Annotated in this window: 19 protein-coding genes; 4 read left to right on the top strand and 15 right to left on the bottom strand. The window is 67.7% G+C overall.

Going from position 1 to position 25,855, the window contains the following annotated elements:
• Positions 1-21 precede the first annotated feature (21 nt).
• The 10 genes from gap to C8E99_RS04115 all read right to left on the bottom strand — a co-directional run bounded on the left by gap (position 22) and on the right by C8E99_RS04115 (position 12,172).
• Complete coding sequence (gap, locus tag C8E99_RS04160; RefSeq protein WP_115931232.1) at positions 22-1,035, bottom strand: type I glyceraldehyde-3-phosphate dehydrogenase; 1,014 nt, start codon at positions 1,033-1,035, stop codon at positions 22-24.
• Positions 1,036-1,142: 107 nt separating this feature from the next.
• Positions 1,143-1,766: a superoxide dismutase gene (locus C8E99_RS04155; protein ID WP_115931231.1), complete on the bottom strand. Its 624-nt coding sequence runs from the start codon at positions 1,764-1,766 to the stop codon at positions 1,143-1,145.
• 236 nt (positions 1,767-2,002) lie between these two features.
• On the bottom strand, positions 2,003-2,989 hold the full coding sequence (whiA, locus tag C8E99_RS04150) for a DNA-binding protein WhiA (protein WP_115931230.1): 987 nt from the start codon (positions 2,987-2,989) through the stop codon (positions 2,003-2,005).
• Between the two features lie 77 nt (positions 2,990-3,066).
• A complete protein-coding gene (locus C8E99_RS04145; protein ID WP_115931229.1) occupies positions 3,067-4,107 on the bottom strand; it encodes a gluconeogenesis factor YvcK family protein in 1,041 nt (346 codons plus the stop codon).
• Positions 4,108-4,130: 23 nt separating this feature from the next.
• Positions 4,131-5,024, bottom strand: coding sequence for an RNase adapter RapZ (rapZ, locus tag C8E99_RS04140; protein WP_115931228.1), 894 nt, complete (start codon positions 5,022-5,024; stop codon positions 4,131-4,133).
• Positions 5,025-5,061: 37 nt separating this feature from the next.
• A complete protein-coding gene (gene uvrC / locus C8E99_RS04135; RefSeq protein ID WP_115931227.1) occupies positions 5,062-7,125 on the bottom strand; it encodes an excinuclease ABC subunit UvrC in 2,064 nt (687 codons plus the stop codon).
• 6 nt (positions 7,126-7,131) lie between these two features.
• Positions 7,132-7,845, bottom strand: coding sequence for a lysophospholipid acyltransferase family protein (locus C8E99_RS04130; RefSeq protein WP_115931226.1), 714 nt, complete (start codon positions 7,843-7,845; stop codon positions 7,132-7,134).
• Between the two features lie 78 nt (positions 7,846-7,923).
• Positions 7,924-8,607 carry an HAD hydrolase-like protein gene (locus C8E99_RS04125; RefSeq protein ID WP_115931225.1) on the bottom strand — a complete coding sequence of 228 codons (684 nt, stop codon included), beginning with the start codon at positions 8,605-8,607 and terminating at the stop codon, positions 7,924-7,926.
• Positions 8,604-11,597, bottom strand: a complete 2,994-nt coding sequence (gene uvrA, locus C8E99_RS04120) for an excinuclease ABC subunit UvrA (protein ID WP_115931224.1) — start codon at positions 11,595-11,597, stop codon at positions 8,604-8,606. Before uvrA ends, C8E99_RS04125 begins: the two co-directional genes overlap by 4 nt.
• A gap of 83 nt (positions 11,598-11,680) precedes the next feature.
• Positions 11,681-12,172 (bottom strand): GntR family transcriptional regulator, encoded by a 492-nt coding sequence (locus C8E99_RS04115; protein ID WP_115931223.1) that lies wholly within the window; start codon positions 12,170-12,172, stop codon positions 11,681-11,683.
• A 206-nt stretch (positions 12,173-12,378) separates the two neighbouring features.
• On the opposite strand from C8E99_RS04115, the gene C8E99_RS04110 reads away from it, so the two are divergent.
• Positions 12,379-13,059: an MBL fold metallo-hydrolase gene (locus tag C8E99_RS04110; protein WP_115931222.1), complete on the top strand. Its 681-nt coding sequence runs from the start codon at positions 12,379-12,381 to the stop codon at positions 13,057-13,059.
• Positions 13,060-13,112: 53 nt separating this feature from the next.
• Here C8E99_RS04110 and C8E99_RS04105 read toward each other — a convergent pair whose 3' ends face one another.
• Positions 13,113-13,967: a methyltransferase domain-containing protein gene (locus C8E99_RS04105; RefSeq protein ID WP_115931221.1), complete on the bottom strand. Its 855-nt coding sequence runs from the start codon at positions 13,965-13,967 to the stop codon at positions 13,113-13,115.
• A 44-nt stretch (positions 13,968-14,011) separates the two neighbouring features.
• Here C8E99_RS04105 and C8E99_RS04100 point away from each other — a divergent pair, with 44 nt between their 5' ends.
• The 3 genes from C8E99_RS04100 to C8E99_RS04090 all read left to right on the top strand — a co-directional run bounded on the left by C8E99_RS04100 (position 14,012) and on the right by C8E99_RS04090 (position 18,823).
• Positions 14,012-16,666, top strand: coding sequence for a DEAD/DEAH box helicase (locus tag C8E99_RS04100; RefSeq protein ID WP_115931220.1), 2,655 nt, complete (start codon positions 14,012-14,014; stop codon positions 16,664-16,666).
• 82 nt (positions 16,667-16,748) lie between these two features.
• Positions 16,749-17,273, top strand: coding sequence for a GNAT family N-acetyltransferase (locus C8E99_RS04095; protein WP_115933206.1), 525 nt, complete (start codon positions 16,749-16,751; stop codon positions 17,271-17,273).
• On the top strand, positions 17,270-18,823 hold the full coding sequence (locus C8E99_RS04090) for an alpha/beta fold hydrolase (RefSeq protein ID WP_115931219.1): 1,554 nt from the start codon (positions 17,270-17,272) through the stop codon (positions 18,821-18,823). The genes C8E99_RS04095 and C8E99_RS04090 overlap by 4 nt, the downstream gene beginning before the upstream one ends.
• 131 nt (positions 18,824-18,954) lie before the next feature.
• Here C8E99_RS04090 and C8E99_RS04085 read toward each other — a convergent pair whose 3' ends face one another.
• The 4 genes from C8E99_RS04085 to coaE (C8E99_RS04070) all read right to left on the bottom strand — a co-directional run bounded on the left by C8E99_RS04085 (position 18,955) and on the right by coaE (C8E99_RS04070) (position 25,782).
• The gene (locus C8E99_RS04085) at positions 18,955-20,217 is read right to left on the bottom strand and encodes a TerC family protein (protein WP_115931218.1); all 1,263 of its coding nucleotides are present in this window, start codon (positions 20,215-20,217) and stop codon (positions 18,955-18,957) included.
• Between the two features lie 202 nt (positions 20,218-20,419).
• Positions 20,420-22,591 carry an excinuclease ABC subunit UvrB gene (uvrB, locus tag C8E99_RS04080; RefSeq protein WP_115931217.1) on the bottom strand — a complete coding sequence of 724 codons (2,172 nt, stop codon included), beginning with the start codon at positions 22,589-22,591 and terminating at the stop codon, positions 20,420-20,422.
• Between the two features lie 69 nt (positions 22,592-22,660).
• The gene (coaE, locus tag C8E99_RS04075; protein WP_115931216.1) at positions 22,661-23,368 is read right to left on the bottom strand and encodes a dephospho-CoA kinase; all 708 of its coding nucleotides are present in this window, start codon (positions 23,366-23,368) and stop codon (positions 22,661-22,663) included.
• Positions 23,365-25,782: a dephospho-CoA kinase gene (gene coaE, locus C8E99_RS04070; RefSeq protein ID WP_245952077.1), complete on the bottom strand. Its 2,418-nt coding sequence runs from the start codon at positions 25,780-25,782 to the stop codon at positions 23,365-23,367. Before coaE (C8E99_RS04070) ends, coaE (C8E99_RS04075) begins: the two co-directional genes overlap by 4 nt.
• Positions 25,783-25,855: the final 73 nt, after the last annotated feature.

The raw sequence follows: 25,855 nt of genomic DNA, 5'->3' as shown, positions 1-25,855 counted from the left end.
TGAGCGGGGTTCGAACCCGGACTACAGCTTAGAGGCGACCATGGAGGTCAGGTCCATCAACTGGCAGGTGTACCCCCACTCATTGTCATACCAGCCGATGATCTTGACGGTCTTGCCGATCGACTTGGTCAAGGGGGCGTCGAAGGTGCAGGCCGCCGGCGAGGTGATGATGTCCGAGGAGGTGATCGGGTCCACGTTGTAGACCAGGCGGCCCTGCAGCTCGGGGGTCTGCGCCGCAGCTTGGAAGGCGGCGTTGACCTCATCGATCGAGGCCTCCCGTTCCAGCTCGACGGTGAGGTCCGTGGCGGATCCGGTGATCGTGGGCACCCGCATGGCGAAACCGTCCAGCTTGCCCTTCAGCGAGGGGATCACCTCGCCGATGGCCTTGGCGGCGCCGGTGGAGGTGGGGACCATGTTCTGAGCGGCGGCCCGGGCGCGGCGGCGGTCCTTAGGGTGCGGCCCGTCATGCAGGTTCTGGTCACCGGTGTACGCGTGGATGGTGGTCATGATGCCGTCCACGACCCCGAAGGAGTCGTGCAGGACCTTGGCCATGGGGGCCAGGCAGTTCGTGGTGCAGGAGGCGGCCGAGATGATGTCCATGGCCGGGTCGTAGGTGGAGTCGTTGACGCCCATCACGAAGGTGCCGTCCACGCCCTTGCCGGGGGCCGAGAGCACGACCTTGCGGGCACCGGCCTCCAGATGCTTGCGAGCGTCCTCGGCCTGGGTGAAGTGGCCGGTGCACTCGACGACGATGTCCACGCCGAGCTCGTCCCAGGGCAGCTTCGACGGGTCCTTCTCGGAGAAGACCCGGATGGTCCTGCCGTTGGCGACCAGGTTGCCGTCCACGAGTTCGATCCCGTGCGGGTAGCGCCCCAGGATCGTGTCGTACTTCACGAGGTACAGCAGGTCCTCGACATCCGCGAGGTCGTTCACGGCCACCAGCTCGAGATCGTGGCCCTCCTGCTCGATGACACGCAGTGCGTTGCGGCCGATGCGGCCGAATCCGTTGATGGCGATCCTGGTTGCAGTACTCACGATGGTGCCTTTCGGTCGGACAGAGAGGAACGAGAAGTGTTGTCTGAAGACACGAAGCGGGCCGACCGACCGCAATGGCCGCCCGGCCCGTCAACGGGTCACCTGGTTCAGGGGGTGATGAGCTTGGAGGCGCCGGCGCGGGCTGCCTCGAAGCGGGCCGAGACGTCCGCCCAGTTCACGATGTTCCAGATGGCCTTGACGTAGTCCGCCTTGACGTTCTGGTAGTCGAGGTAGAAGGCGTGCTCCCACATGTCCAGCTGGAACAGCGGGATCGTGGCCACGGGGACGCCGTTCTGCTGATCGTAGAACTGCTCGATGACCAGGTTGCCACCGATCGGCTCGTAGGCCAGCACGGCCCAGCCGGAGCCCTGGATGCCCAGAGCGGCAGCGGTGAAGTGGGCCTGGAACTTGTCGAAGGAGCCGAAGAACTCGTCGATCGCGGCGGCCAGTTCGCCCTCGGGCTTGTCTCCGCCGTTCGGGGACAGGTTCTTCCAGAAGATGGAGTGGTTGGTGTGCCCACCCAGGTTGAACGCCAGGTCCTTGGAGAACTGGTTGACGGTGCCGAAGTCGCCGGACTCGCGGGCGGCGGCCAGCTTCTCGAGGGCGGTGTTGGCACCCTTCACGTACGTGGCGTGGTGCTTGGAGTGGTGCAGCTCCATGATCTTCGCCGAGATGTGCGGCTCCAGCGCGCTGTAGTCATAATCAAGTTCCGGCAGGGTGAATTCAGCCATGTTTCCTCCTTGATGGACATGTATCCAGGGCCCGGGGTGCCGGGCCTTGGCGTCTGGCCCCCGTCAGGAGACCTTGCTTCCCATCCTAAGCACCCCTGTGGGGGCGTTGGCCACCGGTTCCGCTCAGAGCCGGAATGTTCAGCCGCCGGAAAGTTGCAGGCCAGCTGCAGGCCAGGTGCCGTGTGGTCATCACAGCCCCGACGCGGAGCGTGGTTCAGGAGTTCTCAGGTGTCGCGTCAGGCGTCGTGGTCGGCCGTGTCCGACGACAGGGCCGCATCGGTCCCGGGCAGGCCCTCCTCGATGGCGCGCTTGTCCGCCATGGCGAGCAGTCGGCGAATCCGGCCGGCGATGGCGTCCTTGGTCATGGGCGGGTCGGCCAGCCGGCCGAGCTCGTCCAGGGACGCCTGCTTGTGGTCCACGCGCAGCTGCCCGGCGTACTTGAGGTGGTCCGGGACCTCGTCCCCGAGGATGTCCAGAGCCCGTTCCACCCGTGCCCCGGCGGCCACGGCGGCCTGGGCCGAACGCCGCAGGTTCGCGTCGTCGAAATTGGCCAGCCGGTTGGCGGTGGCACGGACCTCCTTGCGGGTGCGGCGCTCCTCCCACACCAGCACGGTGTCATGCGCCCCCATCCGGGTCAGCAGGGCCGAGATGGCGTCACCGTCACGGATGACCACGCGGTCCACGCCGCGGACCTCCCGGGCCTTGGCGGCGATGCCGAGCCGGCGGGCGGACCCCACCAGCGCCAGGGCGGCCTCGGAACCCGGGCACGTCACCTCCAGGGAGGATGAGCGGCCCGGCTCGGTCAGCGACCCGTGGGCCAGGAAAGCTCCGCGCCATACGGCCTCCGCGTCGGCGACGGAACCGTTGACGATCATGGGGGGCAGGCCACGCACGGGGCGGCCGCGGACGTCCAGCAGGCCGGTTTGGCGGGCCAGGGACTCGCCATCACGGATCACCCGGATGACGTAGCGGCTGCCCTTGCGCAGGTTGCCGCCGGACACGACGATGATCTCGCTGCCGTGTCCGTAGACCTCGGCGATGGCGGTCCGGAGGCGGCGGGCGGTGGCGGCCTGGTCCAGCTCGGCCTCGATGACGATCCGGCCGGAGATGATGTGCAGTCCCCCGGCGAAGCGCAGCATGGCCGAGACCTCGGCCTTCCGTTCGGAAGAGCTCTTGATCCCGTGATGGGCCAATTCCTCTTTCACCGCCGCAGTCAACGCCATGGCGTCTCGCCTCACATCTCTCGCTTGTACTGGTGGAGCCGCCATACCGGTGGGCGTGACGGACGACGATGACCGTATCAGGAGCCCTTGAAGGCCTCCTGGAAGGCCAAGGCCAGACGCAGTGGGTCATGGATCGGGGTCCCCGAACCGGCACCAACCTTACTAAACAGGACCACGGCCCCCAGACGCTCGGCCGCATCCACGAAGCCCTGGGCGTCCTGGACGGCGTCCTGGTCTGCTATGACGACGTCCAACCGCAGATCGGGCGCGTAGTGGTGGATGACCTCCAGGTGGTCCGCCGCGTTCATGCCGGAGGTTTCCGCGGTGTCCGTGGTGAGATTCATCACGAGCGCCTTCCGGGCCGGGGTGCGGACCAGGGCCTCGCGCAGCTCAGGAAGCAGCAGGTGCGGCAGGACGGAGGTGTACCAGGAGCCGGGGCCGAGGACGATCCAGTCGGAGAGCTCGATGGCCTCCATGGATTCCTCACAGGCCGGGGCATTCTCCGGTTCGAGCCGGATGTGGGAGACCCTGGTGTTCTTCCCGGCGGCGGCCAGAGAGGACTGGCCCGTCACGGTCCGCCGGACCAGCTCGCCCTTCTCGTTCTCGGACAGCACGGCACCGGAGATCGTCAGCGGCACGGTGGACATGGGCAGCACCTGGCCGCGGGCACCCAACAGGGCCCCGGCCCAGCGCAGTCCGCCCACTGGGTCGCCGAGCAGCTCCCACAGGGCCACGATCAACAGGTTGCCCAGGGAGTGGTTGTCCAGCGTGGCCTCGGTGCCCTCCTTGGACGTGAACCGGTGCTGCATGACATCGCGCCAGGTCCGCCCCCAGTCCGTGTCATCACACAGGGCGGCCAGGGCCATCCGCAGGTCACCGGGCGGCAGCACGTCCATCTCCCGGCGGATGCGGCCCGAGGATCCGCCGTCGTCAGCCACCGTGACCACGGCCGTGATCTCCCCGGCGATGAGCCGCAGGGCCCGCAGCGTGGCGGACAGCCCATGGCCGCCGCCGAGCGCGGTGACGCGCAGGGTCGGATCGTACGTGCCGGCCGGCTGGCCCGGCGCCGGAACGGAACTGGGTGCCAGGGGCAACTGGCCCGTGAAATGGCTGCTCATACCCGGCATCCCCGTCATCCCACTCATTCCCGGCCCAGGTCCCGGTGGTGCACGTTGACCGTGACCCGCGGTTGCTGACTCAGCCGGTGGCCCAACTCCTCGGCCACGGCCACCGAGCGGTGCTTGCCGCCCGTGCAGCCGATGGCGAAGGTGGCGTAGTGCTTGTTCTCCCGGCGGTAACCGTCCAGGACGGGCACCAGCGCCTCGAGATAGTGGTCCACGAACTCGCTGGCGCCCTCCTGCTGCAGCACGAAATCCGAGACCGCGGTGTCCCGGCCCGTGAAGGGACGCAGCTCGGGGACCCAGTGCGGGTTCGGCAGGAACCGGACATCGGCCATGAAGTTCGCGTCCTGCGGGAGCCCGTACTTGAAGCCGAAACTCATGACGTTCAGGCGCAGCACGATGGGGCCGGACTCGGTGAACAACTCCGTGATGGTGGTCGCCAGCGAGTGCACGTTCTTCGTGCTGGTGTCCACCACGATCTCGGCCTCTTCCTTCAGCTCCCGCAGGAGCAGGCGTTCGGCGGCGATCCCGTCCGGGATGCGGCCGGAACCCTGCAGCGGGTGCGGGCGGCGGGCCGACTCGAAACGGCGCACCAGCAACTCATCACTGGCATCCAGGAAGAGCACCCGATAGTCGACGCCCTGGGCACGCAACTGCCCCAGGGCCTCCTGGATGTCCTTGAAGAGCTCCTTGGACCGCACATCCACCACGAGGGCCAGCCGCGGGATCGCCTCCGGGGAACGGCCCACCAGGTCCGTCAGGGTGATGAAGAGCTGTGGCGGGATGTTCTCCACCACGTACCAGCCATGGTCCTCCAGCGCGTGGGCGGCAGTGGTCCGTCCCGCCCCCGACATGCCGGTGACGATGAGGACTTCAGAGGTGGGTGGTTTCACCGGGGTCAGTCCGTCGCTCATGCGTCCAGACTACCCAGATTCACCCCGGCCACGTCGCTCAGTCCAAGATCTCCCCAGTGGTGAGGTTGACGCCCTGCGTCACCCGGTCGGCTGCAGCCTCGCCGGCAGTCTCGCTGGTCACGGGGGAATCCGGGTGCAGCGCCGCATGGACAGTGGCGGCCAGGGCCGGGCCGATGCCCCGGGCCTCCTGCAGCTGATCCACAGTGGCGGCACGGATGCGCTTGACCGAGCCGAAGTGCTTGAGAAGGACCTTCTGCTTGGCCGGGCCCAGGCCCTCGATGCCGTCCAGGGCAGAGGACACCATGGACTTGCCACGCTTCTCCCGGTGGAAGGTGATGGCGAAGCGGTGGGACTCGTCACGGATCCGCTGCAGCATGTAGAGCCCTTGGGAGGCACGCGGGAGCACGAGCGGGAATTCCTCGCCCGGCAGCCACAGCTCCTCGAGCCGCTTGGCAAGGCCGACCACGGGCAGGTCGGTGATCCCCAGGTCCGCCAGGGCCTGGACGGCCGAGGCCACCTGTGGGGGGCCGCCGTCGACCACCACGAGGGAGGGCGGGTAGGCGAAACGGCGCGAGGACGGGCCGTCCGCGGGCGCCCCGGCCGGACTCTCGGCCACACCGCCGGGACCCACCTGATCAGCCGGCATCGCCGGATCCGGCTCCAGGGCGATCTCCCCGGTGGCGAAAGTGCCACTGCGCTCCTGGTCCTCCAGGTAGTGGCGGAACCGGCGGGTCAGGACGTTGCGCATGGCGGCGGTGTCATCCCGGGCGGCGTCCCCCGTCACGCTGAACTTGCGGTAGTCGGCCTTCTTCGGCATCCCGTCCTCGACCACCACCATGGAGCCGACCACGTTGGTCCCGGAGACGTGGGAGATGTCATAGCATTCGATCCGCAGCAACGGCTCGGGCAGTTCAAGGGCGTCCTGGAGCTCACGCAGGGCGGCGGAGCGTGTGGTCAGGTCTCCGGAGCGGCGCGTCTTGTGCACCCGCAGGGCGAGCACGGCGTTCTCCTTGACGGTCTCCATCAGGGACCTCTTGTCACCGCGCTGAGGCACCCGCAGGCTCACCTGGGCGCCCCGCATGCCGGACAGCAGGGCGGCCACCTGGTCGGCGTTCTCCGGCAGCTCGGGCACGAGGACCTCACGCGGGATGCGGCTGGTGTCCTCGAGCGAGCCGTAGACCTGCTCGAGCAGCTGCTCCACCATGGTGGAACCCGAGACGTCCTCGACCTTCTCGACCACCCAGCCGCGCTGACCGCGGATGCGCCCGTCCCGGACGTGGAACACCTGGACGGCAGCCTCGAGCTCGTCGTCGGCGAAGGCGAAGATGTCCGCCTCCGTGGACTCCGAGAGGACCACGGCATTGCGCTCGAACACCCGTTTCAAGGCCGCGATGTCGTCCCGGCGCCGCGCGGCGTCCTCGTAGCGAAGGTCTGCCACGGCCTCCTTCATCTGGGTCTCGAGCCGGCGGATGTACTTCTGGGCGTCCCCGGCCATGAAGTCGCAGAAGTCCTGCGCGAGCTGCCGGTGCCCTGCTTGGCTGATCCGGTCCACGCACGGGGCGGCACACTTGTCGATGTAGCCCATCAGGCAGGGCCGGCCCGAGAGCTCGGCCCGGCGGAAGACGCCAGAGGAGCAGGTGCGGACCGGGAAGACGCGGAGCATCAGGTCCACGGTCTCGCGGATGGCCTTGGCCGGGTGGAAGGGTCCGAAGTACTTCACGCCCTTGCGCTTGTCCCCGCGCATGACTTGGACCCGCGGGTACTTCTCGTTCATCGTCACGGCGAGGTACGGGTAGGACTTGTCATCCCGGTACATGATGTTGAACCGCGGCGTGTACTGCTTGATCCACGTGTACTCGAGCTGCAGGGCCTCCAGCTCCGAGCCGACCACGGTCCACTCCACCGAGGCGGCGGTGAACACCATCGCCCGGGTCTTGGGATGCAGCCCGTTGGGGTCCTGGAAGTAGGAGGCCAGGCGGGACCGCAGGTTCTTGGCCTTGCCCACGTAGATGACGCGCCCGTCCGGGTCGCGGAAGCGGTATACCCCCGGCGAGGTGGGCACCTCGCCGGTCCTCGGGCGGTAGCTGGCCGGATCAGCCATGGCGCCTCAGTCCTGGGCGGGCGTCGGGTTCTGTCCGGCGTGACCGCCGGAGGTGTTGCCCGAGACCGGTTCGTTGTAGGTGGCCGCGCGTTCCTGGCCCGAGAGGGCCGCGATGGCGTCCATGATCTCTGCCGTCGCCTGCCGCCGGGGCGGCAGAGGATGCCTGGTGCCGAGATGCTCGAATTGCAGCGGCTGGCCGACGGTCAGGGAGAAGCGGTGCGGCGTGAACCGGTTCGAACCGGGCGGCTGGAGGCGTTCGGTCCCCCGCAGACCGACCGGCACCACCGGCACCCCCGTGGCCAGTGCCAGCCAGCCGACGCCAGTGCGGCCCTTATAGAGGCGACCGTCCCGGCTGCGGGTGCCTTCGGGGTAGATGCCGACGCCCGAGCCGGCCTCCACGTGGCCCACGAGCAACTCCAGGGCAGCCACGGAGGCGGCCATCTCACCGCGTTCGACGGGAATCGATCCCACGGAGTCGAAGAAACCCTTCATCACCTTGCCCTTGACGCCGGGCTGGGTGAAGTACTCGGCCTTGGCGAAGAAGTGCACCATGCGCGGCATGACCGCCTGCAGGATCACGGAGTCGAAGAAGGACAGGTGATTGCTGGCCACGATGAACCCGCCGGACTCCGGCACGTTCTCCAGCCCGGTGATGGTCGGTCGGCAGGTGACCTTGACCAGGGCACGGATCCCCGTGCGCACGGCTTCATTGGTCGCCATGACCGTCCTCTCCAGTGGAATCGACAGAGCTGAGTGTCCCGGATGCTCCCGCGGACCGGGTCCATCATAGTGCCCGGGTCAGATCCGGGCCGCGGTCACCAGTGCTCGGCAGTGCGCCGGCAGGTCGCCCGCGTCCTCACACAGGACCGTGGCCCCGGCTGCCTCCAGCTCGCTCCGGCTGCCGAAGCCCCAGAGCACCCCGATCCCCGGGATCCCGTGGCGGGCTGCCCCGGCCAGGTCGAAGTGCCGGTCCCCCACCATCACGGCCCGCTCCGGATGCCCGACGGCGGCCAGCGCCTCGGCCATCGCCTGCACCTTGGTGCCGTGCGGCGGCAGCGGTGCGGTCTCGTCGTCGTTCGACCCGCAGACCGCCGCGAAGAGGTGGTCGAGTCCCTGGACGCGCAGCAGCTGGCGCGCGAGCAACCGGGGCTTGGAGGTCGCGACGACCAGCCGGTGGTCCGCCCCCAGGTTCTCGAGGGCCTCGCGGACACCGGGGTAGACGGTGCTGGCCGCCATCCCGTGGCTCAGGTAGCCGGCCCGATAGTCCCGGATCACCGAGGGCAGGTTCTCCGCGGTGACACCCTCGAGGGACGCCAGACTCTCCTGCAACGGCGGCCCCACGAGGGACGCGAGCCGGTCCGGGCCGGGCACGGGCAGGCCGTGCCGCTCCAGGGCGGTGGCGATGCCTCCGGTGATGGCCCCCGCTGGGTCCACCAGCGTGCCGTCCAGGTCGAACAGGATCGCGGTGTCAGGCGCGGTCACAGTATTCGCTCCAGATACTGGCCGGTGTGGCTGGCACCGATCCGGGCGACCTGTTCCGGGGTGCCGGTGGCAACGATGCTGCCGCCGCCGGAGCCGCCCTCGGGGCCGAGGTCGATCACGTGGTCGGCCGACTTGATGACGTCCAGGTTGTGCTCGATCGTGATCACCGTGTTGCCCTTCTCCACGAGGGACTGCAGCACGCCCAGCAGCTTGCGGATGTCTTCGAAGTGCAGGCCGGTGGTGGGCTCGTCCAGCACGTAGATGGTCCGGCCGTTCGAGCGCTTCTGAAGCTCCGCCGCGAGCTTGACGCGCTGCGCCTCGCCGCCGGAGAGGGTGGTGGCGGGCTGGCCCAGCTTGACGTACCCGAGCCCGACGTCCACCAGGGTGTTGAGGTAGCGCGAGATCTTGGTGTAGGCGGAGAAGAAGTCCGCCGCCTCGTCGATCGGCATTTGGAGGACCTCGGCGATGTTCTTGCCCTTGTAGTGCACTTCGAGGGTCTCCCGGTTGTACCGGGCACCGTGGCAGACCTCGCAGGGGACGTAGACGTCCGGCAGGAAGTTCATCTCGATCTTCAGGGTGCCGTCACCGGAGCACGCCTCACAGCGGCCGCCTTTGATGTTGAAGGAGAAGCGTCCGGGCTGGTAGCCGCGGACCTTGGCCTCCTGCGTGTCCGCGAAGAGCTTCCGGATGGTGTCGAACACGCCGGTGTACGTGGCCGGGTTGGAGCGTGGGGTGCGGCCGATCGGGCTCTGGTCCACGTGCACGACCTTGTCCAGCTGGTCCAGCCCGTTGACCCGCTTGTGACGTCCGGGGACGTGCTTGGCGTGGTTGAGTTGGTTGGCGAGGACCTTGTAGAGGATCTCGTTCACGAGCGTGGACTTCCCGGACCCGGACACGCCGGTCACGGCGGTCAGCACTCCGAGCGGGAAGTCGACGGTGACGTCCTTCAGGTTGTTCTCCCGCGCCCCGACCACCGTGATCTTCCGGTTCTTGTCCAGCGGACGGCGCTGCTCCGGCAGGGCGATCTCGCGCCGCCCGGCCAGGTAGTCACCGGTCAGGGAGCGTTCGTTCGCCTTCAGGCCCTCGAGAGAGCCGGAGTGGACCACCTCACCGCCGTGCTCACCGGCCCGGGGGCCGATGTCCACGATCCAGTCGGCCTCAGCGATCGTGTCCTCGTCATGCTCCACCACGATCAGGGTGTTGCCGAGGTCCCGGAGCCGCAGCAGCGTCTCGATCAACCGCCGGTTGTCCCGCTGGTGCAGGCCGATGGACGGCTCGTCCAGGACGTAGAGCACCCCGACGAGTCCGGAGCCGATCTGCGTGGCCAGGCGGATGCGCTGGGCCTCGCCGCCGGACAGCGTTCCGGCCGGCCGCTCCAGGTTCAGGTAGTTGAGGCCCACGTCCAGCATGAAGTGCAGGCGGGCCAGGATCTCCTTGAGGACCTGGTCCGCGATCTGCACGTCCCGTTCGGACAGCTCGAGCTGCTCGAAGAAGTCGATGGCGTCCTGCATCGGCAGGACCGTGGTCTCCGAGATGGACTTCCCGCCGACGGTCACGGACAGTGAGGTCGGGTTCAGGCGGGTTCCGTTACAGGCCGCACAGGGGATCTGGCGCATGTAGGACTCGTAGCGGTCCCGGGCATGGTCGGACTCGGTCTCGAGGTGCTTACGGTGGATGTAGTCGATGACCCCCTCGAAGCCGGTGGTGTACCGGCGTTCGCGGCCGAAGCGGTTCCGATAGGACACCTCGACCTTGAAGTCCTTGCCGTGCAGGACGGCTTTGCGGGCAGCGGCCGGCAGGTCCTTCCAGGGCACGTCCATTCCGAAGCCGACCTCGCTGGCCAGGCCGGAGAGCAGCCGCTGCCAGTATTCAGAAGTCGACTTGCCGATCGACCAGGGGGCGATGGCCCCCTCCAGGAGGGTCTTGTCCTGGTCCGGGACCACGAGGTCTTCGTCCACCTCCAGCTTGGTGCCGATACCGGTGCAGACCGTGCATGCGCCGAAAGGGTTGTTGAAGGAGAAGGAGCGGGGCTCGATCTCGTCGATGGTCAGCTGGTGGCCGTTGGGGCAGGACAGCTTCTCCGAGAACGAGCGGAACTTGGGCGTCCCCTCCGCATCGAAGGCGTCCCATTCGCCCGCATTGGCCTTGGCCGGGTCCACGGCTGCGTCCACGTCCACGAAGTCGATGACCACGAGGCCGTCGGCCAGGTTCAGGGCGGTCTCCACCGAGTCGGTGAGCCGCTGACGGATGCCGTCCTTCATGGCCAGGCGGTCCACCACCACGGCGATGGTGTGCTTGACCTGCTTCTTCAGCTTCGGTGGATCGGACAGCTGGATGAGTTCACCGTCCACGATCGCCCGGGAGAAGCCCTGGGTCGCGAGATCGGTGAAGACGTCCACGAATTCGCCCTTGCGGCCCCGGGCCACGGGGGCGAGCACCTGAAAGCGGGTCTTGGCGGGCAGCTCGCCGAGCTGATCCACAATCTGCTGCGGCGACTGCCGACTGGCCGGCTCGCCGCACTCGGGGCAGTGCGGGATGCCGATTCGTGCCCACAGCAGGCGCATGTAGTCGTAGACCTCGGTGATGGTCCCGACCGTGGAGCGCGGGTTGCGGTTCGTGGACTTCTGGTCGATCGAGACCGCCGGGGACAGGCCCTCGATGAAGTCGACCGAGGGCTTGTCCACGCGGCCGAGGAACATGCGCGCATAGGAGGACAGCGATTCCACGTAGCGGCGCTGGCCCTCCGCGAAGATCGTGTCGAAGGCGAGGGAGGACTTGCCCGAACCGGAGAGTCCGGTGAAGACGACCAGCGCATCGCGCGGAATGTCCAGGTCCACGTTCTTCAGGTTGTGCTCGCGGGCACCCTTGACCACGATCCGGTCAGGATCATGGCGGTGCACCCCACTTGCGGGGCCGGAGGCGAGACCGCGGGAGTTGCGGGATGTGGAGGACGCGGACGTGGCGGGAACCGTATCGGAGTCGGGATTCATGAGGGATTTCGGCACGGAATCCACTGTATGGCAGAGAGGCTTCGAACACCTCTTCGAACCGTCGGCCCTGAGCGAATTATCCGTCAGGAGGCGGGAAAGACGGCCTCCAGTTGCCGCGTGGCTTCACGCGGACCGTACCCGAGGGTACGGGCGACCTGGGCATAGGCGACCGCCGCGGCAGCGAGTTGGGACTCCGCCGTGTCATTGCCCTGCGCCACCACGGTTCCCAGTCGGGGCCGGGCGGTCACGACGGCGGCCTGCTCCAGTTCCTTGTACGCGCGGGCCACCGTGTTCGCGGCGACGCCCAGAGCCGAGGCCAGTGCGCGCACCGTGGGCAGCTTGCTGCCGACCGGAAGCCGGTTGCGGTGGATGAGGTCGAGGAGTCCGGTCCGTACCTGTTCATAGGGCGGGACGGTGGAGCCGGTGTTGATGGACAGGGCGGTGACCAACCACGCGGGGACCGGTGTGGCGGGGGACTTCGCCGGGGGTGCGCCTGCCGTTGAATCCTTCGGTTGCGCCGGGTCCTTCGGGTGCGACGGATCCTTCGGTTGGCCTGATGCGCCCCGTGCCGCCATGTGTCCCCCGTGTCCCTGCCCGGTCCGTGTCCGGTTCGTGCGCTGTCCGTGTCTGTGTGTCCAGACACCCTATCGGAGCGCCGGGATGCGGGGCGGTCCGCGCAAAGACCCGAGGCGGTCCAGAGGTGATGGAGCTGCGGGGATCGAGACTTGACCCCCGATTTGGGCTTGCCCCGGTGGCGGTCAACGTCCTTAGACTATTGCTCATGCCTTCATCCACCTCCCCCATCCGGCTGCTCCACGATCTGCCCCGGGTGACGGTCCGCCAGCGGTCGGTCTCCGACATGGCGAACAACGTGTACGTCCTCACCTCGAAGACGTCCGGGACCCAGGTGCTGATCGATGCTGCGGACGATGCCGTCGCCGTCAGTGAGCTGCTGCAGTCGGCGAAGGACGACACCCCCTGTGAGCTCAAGCTGGCCGTGATCATCACGACCCACCAGCACTGGGACCATATTCGGGCCCTGGCCGAAGTCGTGGAGTCGACGGGGGTTCCGACCGCGGCCGGCGTGGACGATGCCGACGCCATCGAGCGGGAGACCGGCGTGCCCGCGAAGGTCCTGCTGAACCACGGCGATACGGCGACGTTCGACGGGATCTCGCTGGCCGTCGTCGGGCTCCGGGGGCACACCCCGGGCTCCGTGGCGCTGGTCTACGAGCCGGAGGACGGCCCGCCGCTCTGCTTCTCGGGCGACAGCCTGTTCCCCGGGGGCGTGGGGAACACGCAGCAGGACCCGGACCGCTTCGACTCGCTGTTCACGGACGTGGTGGAGCGGCTGTTCGAGCAGTATCCGGATGACATGATCGTCCATCCCGGTCACGGCGACGCGACTACCCTCGGCACGGAACGCCCCCACCTCGGGGACTGGCGCGCACGCTGCTGGTAGGCCGGATTCGGCGGTGACCTCGGTGACCCAGCCTCACCGCCCCGGAGTTCAGCTCAGATGCTGGGCGAGAGGTCGTTCTTCACACCCACGATGAAGATGCGGCGGAACGGGTAGTCCGTCAGCCGTACCCCCTCGGGCGTGGTGTAGGTCGGGTAGGACGCGCGCATGATCCGCCGGTACTCCTCGATGTACCGCTCCTGGAGGTTGGTGCCATCACGACGGTCGGCGGCCTCCAGCCGCTGCAGCGAGGGACGCAGGGCTGCGCCGCGGACCCAGTCGTACACCGGATCCGGTCCGCTGAGGGGCTGGCTGTAGGTGGTCTCCCAGATGTCCGCCTCGAAGCCCGCTCCGATCAGGGTCTCCAGGTACTCGTCCGTGGTGTAGACCGACTCCCGTTCCACCACGCCCTCCAGGGCGTCCTCGAACTCGGGGCGGCGGGACATCTCCGCGATGGTCGCATGCGAGGGGGCGGCGAAATTGCCGGGGACCTGCACGGCGAACCAGGCTCCGGGCTTCAGGGCCTCGAGCCACCCCCGTACCAGCTGCCGATGATCCGGGATCCACTGCAGCATGGCATTGGACACGATCACGTCCACCTCGGCGTCCGGCGCCCAGCGCTCGGCATCCACCTGGGCGAACTCCAGGTTCTGCAGTCCATCTGCGCCGCCCGACTCCGCGGCCATCTGCTGGGCGGAGGCCACCATGTCCGCTGACGAGTCCAGACCGATCACGCGGGCGCCCGGCCAGCGCTCGGCCAGGGTCCGCGTCATATTGCCGGGGCCACAGCCCAGGTCCACCACGACCTTCGGATCCGTGGCCCGGACCCGCGCCGTGAGGTCACGGAACGGCCGGGCCCGGCGGTCGGCGAAGACAGTGTACTGCTGGGGATCCCAGGTGAAGTCCTGCATGCCCCCACGCTAGCGCGTCCCCGGCGGGACGTAAGCTGGACGTAATGTTGCTCTCCGACTTGATTCCCTCCCCCGCCGGCGGCACCGCGACCGCACCGGAACGCCTCTCCCCCGATGCCGTGTACGGGGGCTTCCTCGAGTGGTCCCGGTCCCGGGACATCGCCCTGTATCCCGCGCAGGACGAGGCCGTCATGGAACTCGTGCAGGGTAACAACGTCATCCTGGCCACCCCCACCGGCTCCGGCAAGTCCCTGGTGGCCATCGCCGCCCACTTCCAGGCCCTGGCCACCGGCCAGCGGACCTACTACACGGCCCCGATCAAGGCCCTTGTCTCGGAGAAGTTCTTCGCGCTGGTGGAGATCTTCGGCGCAGACCACGTCGGCATGGTGACCGGTGACTCCTCCGTCAACGGGAATGCCCCGATCATCTGTTGCACGGCCGAGATCCTCGCGAACCAGGCCCTGCGGGAGGGGTCCGGCCTGGACGTGGGGCCGGTGGTCATGGACGAGTTCCACTTCTACGCGGATCCCCAGCGCGGTTGGGCGTGGCAGGTGCCCCTGTTGGAGCTGCCGCAGGCGCAGTTCCTGCTGATGAGCGCCACGCTCGGGGACACCACCCGCTTCGAGGAGGACCTGACCGCACGGACGGGCCGGACCACCACCACCATCGCGCACGCGGAGCGGCCCATTCCCCTGTCCTATGAGTGGTCTGAGGAGCAGGTGCAGGACAAGGTCGCCGAGTTGGTGGAGACCCGTCAGGCACCGGTCTACGTGGTCCACTTCTCTCAGCTGGACGCCGTCGAGCGGGCGCAGTCCTTGTCCTCTGTGTCCGTGGCGACCCGCGAGGAGAAGGACGCCATCGCGGAGCGGATCGCCGGCTTCAGGTTCTCCTCCGGCTTCGGCAAGACCCTCAACCGTCTGGTCCGGGCCGGCATCGGCGTGCACCATGCCGGGATGCTGCCCAAGTACCGCCGGCTCGTGGAACGCCTGGCCCAGGAGGGTCTCCTGAAGGTCATCTGCGGCACAGACACCCTCGGCGTCGGTATCAACGTGCCGATCCGCACTGTGCTCATCACGGCCCTGAGCAAGTACGACGGCCAGCGCACCCGCATTCTCCACGCCCGCGAGTTCCACCAGATCGCCGGACGGGCCGGCCGCGCCGGCTATGACACCTCGGGACTCGTGGTGGTGCAGGCCCCCGAGCACGTCATCGAGAACGCCAAGGCCCAGCAGAAGGCGGCCGCCAAGTTCGCGAGCATCAAGGACGAGGCCGAGCGCAGCAAGCGCATGAAGCAGTCCACGAAGTCCTCCCCGAAGAAGACGCCGCCGAAGGGCTTCGTCTCCTGGGGCAAGGCCACCTTCGAGAAGCTCATCTCGGCCGAGCCCGAGGCCATGACCAGCCAGATGCGCATCAGCCACTCGATGCTGCTGAACATCCTGGACCGTCCGGGCGATCCGGTCATCGCAGTCCGCCGGATGTTGCGCAACAGCCACGAGACCCCGGCCAAGCAAGCCGCCCACATGCGCCGCTCTTTGGGCATCTTCCGCGAGCTGCTGGCCACCGGCGTGGTGGAGAAGCTGCCCGAGCCGGACGCCGAGGGCCGCACCGTGGACCTCACCGTCGAGCTGCAGCCGAACTTCGCCCTCAACCAGCCGCTCTCCCCCTTCGCCCTGGCCGCCTTCGATCTGCTCGATCCGGCCGACCCGGGCTACGCCCTGGATATGGTCTCCATCGTGGAGGCGACCCTCGAGCCGCCCCGGCAGGTGCTCTCTGCCCAGGTCAAGAAGGCCCGCGGTGAGGCCGTGGCCGCCATGAAGGCCGAGGGCATGGACTACACGGACCGCATGAACGCCCTCGATGAGGTGACGTACCCGATGCCGCTGGCCGAACTGCTCGAGCAGCAGTTCGAGCTGTACAGCGCCTCCGCCCCCTGGCTCCATGACTTCGAGCTGACCCCGAAGTCCGTGGTCCGGGACATGTACGAACGCGCCATGGGCTTCGGCGACTACGTGAACTTCTACGGGCTGTCCCGCTCCGAGGGGGTGCTGCTGCGCTACCTGACCGATGCCGTCAAGGCGCTCAAGCAGACCATCCCGCAGGACGATCGGGACGAGGAACTCGACATCCTGGTGGCCTGGCTGGACGAGATCGTCAAGCAGACCGACTCCTCGCTCATCGAGGAGTGGGAGGACCTGCTGGCCGGGGACATCGAAGAACTGAAGAAGGACCACGAGCAGTTGGCCCCGCCAGAGCCCCCACGGCTCACCGCCAACAAGCCGGTCTTCACCGTGATGGTCCGCAACGCCCTGTTCCGCCGGGTGCGGCTGTTCGGCGATGAGCAGGACCGTGCCCTCGCGGAGCTCGGCAAGGACGCCGGTGATTCGTTCTCCGCCGACGACTGGGCGGATGCACTGGACGGCTACTTCGGGGATTACGAGGACATCGACGACGGCCCCACCGCCCGCGGACCTCAGTACTTCCGCGTGGACACCACCCCCCAGCCAGGGCCCGACGGCGGCGCCCCGGCCGGCGTCTCCGGCTCCCGTTGGTGGACGGTCCGGCAGATCCTCGTCGACCCGGAGGGCCACCTGGACTGGGGCATCAACGCCCTCGTCGACCTGGACGCCTCGGATGAGGCCGCCCACCCCGTGGTAAACGTGGTGTCCGTGGGAGCCCCGGAGCCCGGCTGGACGGTGTGAGCTGCACCTGTGAACTGAGTATGTGAACTGAACAGCGTGAGCTGACCTCTGTGTGAAGGAGACCCGACGCGTGAGCGCCACCATGTCCAGAACCGTTCCCGGCACTGTCCGTCCGGCCGTCCCGGCAGACGTCCCCCACATCCTCCGGCTCATCAGGGACTTGGCGGTCTATGAGAAGGAGCCGGACGCCGTGAAGACCACGGAGGCCGCCCTGGAGGCAAGCCTCTTCGGCGACCAGCCGGCGGTCTTCTGCCACGTCATCGAGGACTCCCATCCGGCCACCGGCCCCACCGTGGTGGGTATGGCGCTGTGGTTCCTGAGCTACTCCACGTGGGAGGGCACCCATGGTATCTGGCTCGAGGACCTCTACGTGGACCCGGCCCTGCGGGGACGCGGGCACGGGAAGAAGCTGCTGTTGCACCTGGCCGGGATCGCCACCGAACGCGGATATGCGCGGATGGAATGGACTGTCCTGGACTGGAACGAGCCCTCGATCGGTTTCTACCGGTCTCTGGGTGCCACCTCCCAGGACGAGTGGACGACGTTCCGGCTCACGGGGGCCGCACTCGAGGACGCCGCCGCTGCCACCTCGGACGGCCACCGATGATGGTCGGCGTCCCGGGTGATCCCCGCACCTTTGCGCGGCCGGCCGAGGTGATCGCTTCCGGTGTGTGCACCCACAGTGCCGGGCCGTCGAGCCGATTGCTGGACGGGACCCGGATCACCGACCACTGGTTCGAGGTGCCGCTGGACCATGCCCGGCCGGAGGGGGCGCGGATCCGGGTGTACGCCCGCGAGTACGTCTCCGGCACCCACCCGGACAGCACAGCGCCAGAGGACACGGCAGCCGACGCAGAGGACGGCCTGCCGTGGCTGTTGTTCCTGCAGGGCGGGCCCGGGGGTAAGGGCGTTCGCCAGGCCCAGCTGGGCGGGTGGATGAAGGAGGCGTCCCAGCGGTTCCGGATCCTGATGCTGGACCAGCGCGGCACCGGGCTGTCCACTCCCGCCAACCGCAACACACTGCCCCTGATCGGCACGCCCGAGGAGCAGGCGGACTACCTGGTGCACTTCCGGGCGCCCTCCATCGTGCAGGATGCCGAGCTGATACGGCTGATGCTCGGTGCGGAGCCGTGGACGGTCTTCGGGCAGAGCTTCGGCGGGTTCTGCGCGCTGAGCTACCTGTCCTGGCATCCCGAGGGGATGTCCCGGGCCCTCATCACGGGTGGCCTCGCGCCGTTGGACGGTCCCGCGGACCGCGTCTACCGCGCCACCTATCAGCGCATGCGTGCGCGCAACGAGGAGTACTTCGGGCGTTTTCCTGCGGACCGTCAGATCCTGGGCCGCGTCTACGATGCCGTTCGTGCCGGTAAGACGGGGGCCGCGCCTTCGGTGGTACTCCCGGACGGGTCGCCCGTCACGGTGGGGCGCGTCCAGGTGCTGGGGATGTTCCTCGGGGGCAACACCCGGATGGACCAGCTGCACTATCTGCTCCAGGAGGCGTTCGAACAGGAGCCGGCCGCTGCCGGAACCTTCACCGAAGCCGTCACCAACTCCCTCACCGACACCTTCCTGCACGGCCTGTACCAGCAGGTCTCCCGGGCCACGAATCCGCTCTACCTGGTGATGCACGAGTCCATCTACGCCCAGCCGGTTCAGGTCTCGCGGGCCCAGCCGGTGACTCCGCCGTCGACCTCTCCGTCGACCTCTCCGTTGACTCCGCCGCTGACACCGCCGGTGGTCGACGCCGCGGACACGGCGTGGGCCGCCCAACGCCTCCTGCGGTCGTCGCCCGATCTCGCGGACTTCGATCCGGCCCGGACCGCCCACCCGCTGCTCACCGGGGAGATGGTCTTCGACTGGTATGCGGATCTGGACCCTGCCCTCAGGCCACTGCAGGCCGTGACCGAGGAGTTGGCGCGCCGCACCGACTGGGGTCCCCTGTACGACCCGGGGGTCTTGGCAGCGAACACCGTCCCGACGGCTGCCGCCGTCTACACCCACGATGTCTACGTGGACCGGGACCTCTCCCTGGAGACCGCGTCGCGCGTGCGCGGGTTGCACGTGTGGGAGACCGACGAGTTCCACCATGATGGAATCGGGGATGACGGTCCCGCGATCCTGCGCCGGTTGTTGTCCCTGACCGACGGCTCTCCGTGATCGAAGCCTGCCCCTGACCGAGGCCTGAGAAAGCCAGAAGGCCCGCACCGGAACATCCGGTGCGGGCCTTCTGGTTCAGGAGCCCCCGATCATTCGTCACCACGACGTTCGGCTGGGCGCCCCGGTGGAACTCAGACCTTGGGGCCCTCGTTCTTGACGATGGAGTTGGAGATCGTCGGGACGTCCCGACCCTCGGCCTGGGCCGTGGCCACCCGGGTCTCGTGGGCGGTACGGATGATCTCCGAGTAGCTGTCCTTGTGGTCGAGGAGCTCGTCCCGGAAGTGCTGCGAGACCTTCTCCGCCTCCCGCGTCCACCGGTCCATCTTCTCCTCGGCCGCCTGGCGCTCCTCCGCCGAGGCGGAGTCGTCCAGCTTGCTGTACCGGTGGGAGAACTTCTCGGCGTTCTGCAGGGCCACCAGGGCGCGGCCCTTCGGGCTGTACAGGGACGCGAACACGGTGACGATGAGGATGCCCACGATCACCATCAGCGACGTGCTGGTCTCAATGGTGACGACCGGGACGTTCTCGCCGCCGTTGATGAACGGCAGGTTGTTGTCATGCAGCGCGTGCAGGATGAGCTTGACGCCGATGAAGCCGAGGATGGCGGACAGCCCGTAGGAGAGGTAGACCAGGCGGTCCAGCAGCCCGTCGATGAGGAAGAACAGCTGGCGCAGGCCCATCAGCGAGAACGCCGTCGCGGTGAAGACGATGTACGGGTCCTGGGTCAGGCCGTAGATGGCGGGGATGGAGTCGAAGGCGAAGAGCACGTCGGTCAGGCCGATCGACACCATCACGAGCAGCATGGGCGTCATCAACCGCTTGCCGTTCTCGCGGGTGAACAGCTTGTCACCGTCGTAGCGGTCCGAGGCCGGCAGGACGCGCTTGGCGAACCGGACGAGGAAGTTGTCCGCCTCGTCCTTCTCCTTCTCGTCGGCCGCCAGCTCACCCTTCAGCTGGCCGCCCGCAATGAGCAGCAGGGCCAAACCGAACAGGTAGAAGACGTCAGACCAGGCCGAGATGATGGCGGCACCGGCCAGGATGAAGACGGTTCGCGAGATCAGGGCGAAGGTGATGCCGAAGAGCAGCACCTTCTGCTGGTATTCACGGGGCACCTGGAAGGAGGCCATGATGACCAGGAAGACGAAGAGGTTGTCGACACTCAACGCCTTCTCGGTGATGTAGCCCGAGTAGTACTCGATGGCGTGCTGGGTGTCCCCGAACAGGAAGAACACCAGGCCGAACACGAGGGCGATGCCCACGTAGATCGCGGACCAGATGGCCGCTTCCCTGATGCTGGGGATGTGCGCCTTGCGCACGTGGAAGATATAGTCGAAGAGCAGGAGTGCGACGATCACCGAGATGGTGATGATCCACGTCAGCGCATTGATTTCCATGCAGTCACTTTCCGTAGGTCTGGGTGTGTGCCGCAAGTCTCTCCGCCTGCCGGACTCGACAGGCCACTGCGTCCGGCAGTCCGTCCGGCATCGGTGATGTCCGGCCCAGACTGCGTGTTGACGTCCGCAGTGTTAGGGATACTCCCCTACGCCGTGGAACAGTGTACCCCGCCTCCGCCCAAAGTCAGGAGTGGCGGCCGTCTCAGGCGTGGCCCTCGCGCTGCATCTGCCGCAGCTCCTTCTTCAGCTCGGACACCTCGTCACGGATGCGAGCGGCCAGCTCGAACTGCAGGTCGACCGCGGCCTGGTGCATCTGCGCACTCATCTGCTCGATCAGCTCGGACAGGTCCTTGGCCGGCAGCTTCGCGAAGTCCGGGGCACCTGTCCCGCCGGAACCGCCAGCCGAGTCGCCCTCGGCCGCGTGGGCGGCTGCGGCACGTTGCTCGTCAGTGATCGTGGCGGTATAACCGCGTTTGCCCATTCCGTAGTCGAAGCCGCTCTTGACCCCGCCCATGCCGGCGAGGAAGTCCGCGGAGTCGGCGTCCTCCCGGGCGAGTTGGTCGGTGATGTCCGCGATCTTCTTGCGCAACGGCGTCGGGTCGATGCCGTGTTCCGTGTTGTAGGCCTCCTGCACCTCGCGGCGCCGGTTGGTCTCGTCGATGGCCTGCCGCATGGAATCGGTGATCCGGTCGGCATACATGTGGACCTGTCCGTCCACGTTGCGGGCCGCACGGCCGATGGTCTGGATCAGTGACGTGGCGGAGCGCAGGAATCCCTCCTTGTCCGCGTCCAGGATGGACACGAGGGAGACCTCGGGCAGATCCAGTCCCTCGCGCAGCAGGTTGATACCCACCAGGACGTCGAAGACGCCCTTGCGCAGGTCTCGCAGCAGCTCCACGCGCCGCAGGGTGTCCACGTCCGAGTGCAGGTACTCCACCTTGACCCCGTGCTCAAGCAGGTACTCGGTGAGATCCTCGGCCATGCGCTTGGTCAGCGTGGTCACGAGCACCCGCTCGTTACGCTCGCTACGGACGCGGATCTCCTCGAGCAGGTCGTCGATCTGGCCCTGGGTCGGCTTGACCACCAGTTCCGGGTCCACCAGCCCCGTGGGCCGGATGATCTGCTCCACCACCCCGTCGGCCTGGCCCAGCTCGTACTTGCCGGGCGTGGCGGACAGGTAGACGGTCTGGCCGATGCGCTCCTGGAACTCGCCCCACTTCAGGGGACGGTTGTCCATGGCGGACGGCAACCGGAACCCATGCTCCACCAGGGTGCGCTTGCGGGACATGTCCCCCTCGTACATGGCCCCGATCTGCGGGATGGTCACGTGGGACTCGTCCACCACGAGCAGGAAGTCGTCCGGGAAGTAGTCCAGCAGGCAGTGCGGGGCAGAACCGGCATCGCGGCCGTCGATGTGCCGCGAGTAGTTCTCGATGCCGTTGCAGTACCCCATCTCCTGCATCATCTCGAGGTCATAGGTGGTGCGCATCCGCAGACGCTGCGCCTCGAGGAGCTTGTTCTGGGACTCGAACTCCTGCAGACGGTCCCGCAGTTCGTCCTCGATGGTGGTGATGGCGCCGCGCATCCGCTCGTCACCGGCCACGTAGTGCGAGGCAGGGAAGATGTACATCTCCTCCTCCTCGCGGACCACGTGCCCGGTCAGGGGGTGGAGTGTCTGGATGGCCTCGATCTCGTCTCCGAAGAACTCGATCCGGATGGCCAGTTCCTCGTACATCGGGATGATCTCGACCGTGTCCCCGCGGACCCGGAAGGTCCCGCGGTGGAAGTCCTGGTCATTGCGCACGTACTGCATGGCCACGAACTGGCGCAGTAGCGTGTCCCGGCCCATCTCCGCGCCCCGCTGCAGCGTGACCATCTGCTCGATGTACTCCTCCGGGGTGCCCAGGCCGTAGATGCAGGACACGGTGGCGACCACCACCACGTCACGGCGCGTCAGCAGGGCATTGGTGGCGGAGTGGCGCAGCCGCTCAACCTCCTCGTTGATCGAGGAGTCCTTCTCGATGAAGGTGTCCGACTGAGGGACGTACGCCTCCGGCTGGTAGTAGTCGTAGTAGGAGACGAAGTACTCGACCGCGTTGTTCGGCAGCAGCTCCCGGAACTCATTGGCCAGCTGCGCCGCGAGCGTCTTGTTCTGCACCATGATGAGCGTGGGACGCTGCACCTTCTCGACCAGCCAGGCCGTAGTGGCCGACTTGCCAGTACCGGTGGCACCGAGCAGGACGACGTCCTTCTCCCCGGCCTGGACGCGCTCGGCGAGCTCGGCGATCGCCTTCGGCTGGTCACCGGAGGGCTGGTAGTCCGAGATGACCTCGAAGGGGGCGACCTGCCGGTTGATCTTCTGCGCCAGACTCATGGACACCACCGTACAACTGTTCGATTCACGGTGGGAAGGCAGCGGCCGTCGGGTTCACCGCCGGCGGATTCAGGCTCCGTCCGTCGGCCAGCCTGTCTGCCCGCCATCCTGCCCGCCATGCGGCCCGCTCGTCGACCCCTGCAGGCGCGGTGTGACGTACTGCTCCCAGACGCGTCGGGTGGTCCGGCGCAGGTCCTCCAGGCCGGCGTCGTTGACGATGAGCACGTCCGCCGCGGCACGGCGCTGCTCGTCCGTGGCCTGGGCGGCCATTCGCGCCCGCGCGTCATCCTCAGTCATCCCCCGGTCCCGCACCATCCGCACCACCCGCTCCTCCGGATCCGCCTCCACGACCAGCACGAGGTCGTAGGCCCCCGCCTGCCCGGATTCCACCAGCAACGGCACGTCCTGGACCACGACGGCGTCCGGACCGGCTTCGGTGACCAGCCTCCGGCCCTCGGCCCGCACCAGGGGGTGGATGATCCCGTTCAGCAGCGCCCTGGCCTCCGCATCGGCGAACACCAGCTTCCCGACGGCGGCGCGGTCCATGGATCCGTCCGCCGCGATCGCGGTGGGGCCCAGTGCCTCACGCACGCGGCGCAGGCCTTCACTGCCTGGCTCCACGACAGCGCGGGAGAGGGCGTCCGCGTCCACCACGATGGCGCCGAGGGCGGACAGCTCCGCGGCCACCGTGGACTTGCCGGAGGCGATGCCGCCCGTCAGACCGATGTGCAGCCGGGGCTTGACGATGCCGGCTTCCGTCTCGTTCACTTCGGTCACGACGCACCACCGTCGTTGGTCGCGCTGTCCGCAGCGGTGCTGGCGTGGTGCTCGTCAAGGACCGGCTGCACATACTCGTCCCAGAAGCCACGCGTCGCCTCGGAGAGGTCGTTGAGGCTCGCATCATTGACGATGACCTGGTCTGCGATCTCCCGACGTTCGGCGTCCGTGGCCTGAGAATCCACCCGCGCCCAGGCCTGTTGCATGGACATCCCGCGCTCATGCACGAGCCGATTGACCCTCGCCTCCGCAGGTGTCTCCACGGTGAGCACCATGTCGAACTCACCCGCAGACGCCGTCTCCACCAGCAGCGGCAGGTCGACAACCACCACCGCCTCGGGTCCGGCCTCACGAGCGATCCGCTGGATTTCCTGCCGGACCCGCGGGTGGACGATGTCATTGAGGCTCTCCCGGGCCACGGTGTTGCCGAAGACGAGCTGCGCCAGGGCTTGGCGGTCCAGTTCACCGTTCTCGGCGATCACCTCCGGACCGAAGACCTCACGGATCTCCGACAGGGCCTCGGACCCTGGGGCGACGGCCGCTCGGGCCAGCTCGTCGGCGTCGATGACCACGGCGCCCGCCTGAGCGAGGTCACGGGCCACAAGGGACTTCCCGGAGGCAATGCCACCGGTCAGGCCGATCGTCAACAGCCCGCGTCCTTCCAGGGCCTGTTGCCGGTGATAGGTGTTCGGTTGGAGCGCCTCGTACTCGGGTTCGGTGCCCACCTCATACTCGGGCCGGATCACGTACTCGTCCAAGTCATGCTCATCCTCGTGGGCACGGCGGTGGTACTCCTCGATCGGCAGCACCTTCTTCCACTGCCGGGTGCGCAGTGGCCGGGCGGTTCCGGCATCCTCGCGCAGGGCCTGGAGCAGCAGCCAGGCCTGGAACAGGGACAGGGCCATGACCGGTGCGCCGATGACGATGATGACCTCTTGCAGCGCGTTCAGGCCGTTCTCACCCGAGGTCACCAGGATGACGGCGCAGACCAGTCCCACGGACACGGCCCAGAACACGCGCTGGCGTTTCGGGCCCACGTCCTCGTGTCCGGAGGCCATGGAGTCCAGGACCAGGGCCCCGGAGTCGAGTGACGTCACGAAGAAGATGACGATGACGATCAAAGCCAGGACGGCGGTGACCAGGTACAGCGGGTAGGACTGCAGCAACTGGAAGAGTGCCGCCTCCACGTTCCCGTTCGTGACGATCGTCTCGGTCAGAGACCCCGAGGTCCCCTCCGCCCGGTCGACGGTGAAGGCGCTCAGACCGTAGATGCCGAACCAGATGACCACGAAGGCCGTCGGCAGGCCGAGGCAGGCGGTGACGAAGGCGCGGATCGAGCGGCCGCGGGAGATCCGGGCGATGAACAGCCCGACGAAGGGCGACCAGGTCACGGTCCAGGCGTAGTAGAAGACGGTCCAGTCGCCCGACCATTCTCCGCCGCCGAAGGTGTCGTTGAAGAAGGAGAGCATCGGAAGGTTCGACAGGTATGCCCCCGCCGACTCGACGATCCCGCGCACGGTGTCCATGGTGGCGCCCCACATGAGCACGTAGACCAACAGTACGATCGCCAGCACGATGTTCAGGTAGGACAGTCGCTTGATGCCCTTGTCCAGACCGGCCACGGCGGAGGCCAGGGCGATGCCCGTGATGATGGCGACGATGCCGGCCTGCAACCAGCCGCTGATGGGGACGCCCATGACGTAGTTCATGCCGCTGTTGATCTGCATGGCGCCCAGGCCCACGGAGACCGCCAGGCCGAACACGGTGGACAGCACGGAGATGATGTCCACGAGCTTGCCCCAGGGTCCGTGGATCCGGTCCCCGAGCAGGGGCTGCAGGGCCGAGGACACGCGCGGCGGCAGCTTGCGCTTGTAGGTGAAGTAGCCGAAGCACAGCCCGGGGACCACCAGCAGCGCCCACATGTGGATGCCGAAGTGGAAGTTGGAGATGGCGAGGGCCTGCGTGGCGGCCTGGTCCGAGAGGGGCTCGGTGCCGTACAGCGGCGGGTTGGCGTAGTGGTTCATCGGCTCGGCCACGCCCCAGAACATCAGGGTGGCGCCGATGCCGGCGGCGAAGAGCATGCCGAACCACGCCAGTCCGGAGAACTCGGGTTCGGAGTCGTCGTCGCCGAGCTTGACGCGGCCGAAGCGGCTCAGGGCCAGTCCCACCGCGAAGACCACCAGCAGTGTGGTGCCGAGGGTGTAGAACCAACCGACGTCATAGCGGAGGTACGTGGAGACCACCCCGAAGGCGCCTTGGACCGGTCCCGGGAAGATCGCCATCGCCAGGGTGAAGACGGCGATGATCAACGCTGAGATGAAGAAGATGGCCGGGCCGGTGCGCAGACCGAGTCGGTTGTGCAATCGGGTCAGCATGTGGAGTCCCCCTCCGATCGAGCCGTCACCGGCGGTCATGCCGGGGCGGGTTCACGCTGGCCAACAAACTACCTCATCACGGCCGGGTGGGTACTCGGCAGTAGAGTGGACG

Source organism: Citricoccus muralis, from assembly GCF_003386075.1.
Lineage (GTDB): Bacteria > Actinomycetota > Actinomycetes > Actinomycetales > Micrococcaceae > Citricoccus > Citricoccus muralis.
The sequence above is the reverse complement of the archived record's forward strand: the minus strand, read 5'-3'. Positions and strand labels throughout refer to the sequence as shown.